We start from the raw sequence: 2,275 nt of genomic DNA on the forward strand, positions 1-2,275 counted from the left end.
GGCGTCTGGGCCCTGGCGGCTGGGTACGGATGCTCTGCTCCACCCGCCCAACGTACGGTCCGATCATCGCCACACTGTGTAATGGACCGTTCAGGTCTTGTCCCGTGTCTCGGGATGGAGTAGTCCTGTGGTGGTCACCCACGGGGGCTGACCTGCGCGGCCGGGCCGCGCGCCATGATCATCGGATGACAGTGCGGGGGCTGGACATGACCGACGAATTCGCCTTCGAACGCCTCGACCACGTCCAGCTGGACATCCCGGCCGGGGCCGAGGACGAGTGCCGCGCCTTCTGGTCCGGCGTCCTCGGCATGACCGAGCTGGCGAAGCCGCCGGTGCTGGCCGCCCGCGGCGGCTGCTGGTTCCGGGGCGGCGGGGTCGAGGTGCACCTCGGTGTCACCCCGGACTTCCGCCCGGCCCGCAAGGGGCACCCGGGCATCCAGGTGCGCTCGCTGGACGCCCTCGCCGAGCGGCTCGCCGCCCACGGCCACGAGGTTCGCTGGGACGGCGACGTGCCCGGGCGCCGCCGCTTCCACAGCGCCGACAACCTGGGCAACCGGCTGGAGTTCCTGGAGCCGGGCCCGGCGGCGACCGAGGCGTGAGCCACCCGAGGCGCTGCCCGTAGACTTGGGGGTCGGCCCGTACGGTGCCGACCCAACTCCTCCAAGCCCACGGGACTGCGCTTCATGTCGCTCACGATCGGAATCGTCGGCCTGCCGAACGTCGGCAAGTCGACCCTGTTCAACGCCCTGACCAAGAACGACGTGCTGGCGGCCAACTACCCGTTCGCCACCATCGAGCCGAACGTCGGCGTCGTCGGCGTCCCCGACGTGCGGCTGGCGAAGCTCGCCGAGATCTTCGGCTCCCAGCGCATCCTCCCGGCCACCGTCGACTTCGTCGACATCGCCGGCATCGTGCGCGGCGCCAGCGAGGGCGAGGGCCTGGGCAACAAGTTCCTCGCCAACATCCGCGAGTCGGACGCGATCTGCCAGGTCGTGCGCGCCTTCACCGACCCGGACGTGGTGCACGTGGACGGCAAGGTGTCGCCCAAGGACGACATCGAGACCATCCACACCGAGCTGATCCTGGCCGACCTCCAGACCATCGAGAAGGTCCTGCCGCGGCTCCAGAAGGAGGCGCGCCTGAAGAAGGACACCGCCCCCGTGCTGGCCGCCGCCGAGGCCGCCCAGGCGATCCTGGAGACCGGCAAGACCCTCTTCGAGGCCGGCTTCGACACCGCCCCGATCCGCGACCTGCACCTGCTGACCGCCAAGCCCTTCCTCTACGTCTTCAACGTGGACGAGGCCGAGCTGGCCGACGAGGACTTCAAGAACGCCCAGCGCGAGCTGGTCGCCCCGGCCGAGGCGATCTTCCTCAACGCCAAGATCGAGTCCGAGCTGATCGAGCTGGACGACGACGAGGCCCTCGAACTCCTCCAGTCCATGGGCCAGGAGGAGCCCGGCCTCGCCACCCTGGCCCGCGTCGGCTTCGACACCCTCGGCCTCCAGACCTACCTCACGGCAGGCCCCAAGGAGGCCCGCGCCTGGACCATCAAGAAGGGCGCCACCGCCCCCGAGGCCGCCGGAGTCATCCACACCGACTTCCAGAAGGGCTTCATCAAGGCCGAGGTGATCTCCTTCGCCGACCTGGTCGAGACCGGCTCCATCGCCGACGCTCGCGCCAAGGGCAAGGCCCGCATCGAGGGCAAGGAATACGTCATGCAGGACGGCGACGTCGTCGAGTTCCGCTTCAACGTCTGACCGGACGGCGCAACTCCCCTGCGAGGGGCCGGACTCCCACGAGTCCGGCCCCTCGGCGTTCCGCTCAGGTGTCGTAGACGGTGGAGCGGTGTGCGACGTGGACGACCCACACGATCAGGTGGCCGTCGTCGATCGTGTAGATCACGCGGTAGTCGCCCACCCGTAGGCGGCGGCGGTCGGGCTGGGACACGAGTGCCGTGGTGTTGAACCCCAGGGGGTCGCGCTCCAGCTCGGTGAGCTTGGCGAGGATGCGCAGGGCCGTATCACGGGGGATCTTGAGGAGTTCGGCCTGGGCCTCGGCTCGGAAGACGGTGCGGTACTCACTCTCCGCGCGCCAGTGTCTCCCCCATGATCTCCTCGATGGGGACGCCCGGTGCCGGATCCGCCATGCGCTCGTCGATGATCCGGTTGATCCCGCGCTCTTCTCGCTCCTGGTGCTTCCGCAGCACCTCGACGGACTCCATGGGCAGCGGCTGTGTCATGCGTTCAAGCGTGCCGAGTGTCGCGGGTGTGCGCAA

The 2,275-nt window shown here is 69.3% G+C and carries 4 protein-coding genes; 2 read left to right on the forward strand and 2 right to left on the reverse strand.

Translation table 11 applies throughout. The features are described from left to right. The first annotated feature begins 206 nt into the window (after positions 1-206). On the forward strand, positions 207-599 hold the full coding sequence (locus J0670_RS36130; RefSeq protein ID WP_207816944.1) for a glyoxalase: 393 nt from the start codon (positions 207-209) through the stop codon (positions 597-599). Positions 600-683: 84 nt separating this feature from the next. Further along, positions 684-1,757, forward strand: a complete 1,074-nt coding sequence (ychF, locus tag J0670_RS36135; protein ID WP_207816946.1) for a redox-regulated ATPase YchF — start codon at positions 684-686, stop codon at positions 1,755-1,757. 64 nt (positions 1,758-1,821) lie between these two features. On the opposite strand, the gene J0670_RS36140 is transcribed toward ychF, so the two are convergent. Together J0670_RS36140 and J0670_RS36145 are read right to left on the reverse strand one after the other, a co-directional pair. Continuing rightward, complete coding sequence (locus J0670_RS36140; protein ID WP_207816947.1) at positions 1,822-2,139, reverse strand: type II toxin-antitoxin system RelE/ParE family toxin; 318 nt, start codon at positions 2,137-2,139, stop codon at positions 1,822-1,824. Beyond that, positions 2,078-2,239, reverse strand: coding sequence for a type II toxin-antitoxin system prevent-host-death family antitoxin (locus J0670_RS36145; protein WP_207816949.1), 162 nt, complete (start codon positions 2,237-2,239; stop codon positions 2,078-2,080). Before J0670_RS36145 ends, J0670_RS36140 begins: the two co-directional genes overlap by 62 nt. Positions 2,240-2,275: the final 36 nt, after the last annotated feature.

Origin of the sequence: Streptomyces sp. FH025, assembly GCF_017427025.1 — a bacterium.
Classification (GTDB): Bacteria; Actinomycetota; Actinomycetes; order Streptomycetales; family Streptomycetaceae; genus Kitasatospora.

Coding starts and splice junctions, on each gene's coding strand:
- ychF (WP_207816946.1), top strand. CDS start 684: ATGTCGCTCACGATCGGAATCGTCGGCCTGCCGAACGTCGGCAAGTCG.
- J0670_RS36145 (WP_207816949.1), bottom strand. CDS start 2,239: ATGACACAGCCGCTGCCCATGGAGTCCGTCGAGGTGCTGCGGAAGCAC.
- J0670_RS36130 (WP_207816944.1), top strand. CDS start 207: ATGACCGACGAATTCGCCTTCGAACGCCTCGACCACGTCCAGCTGGAC.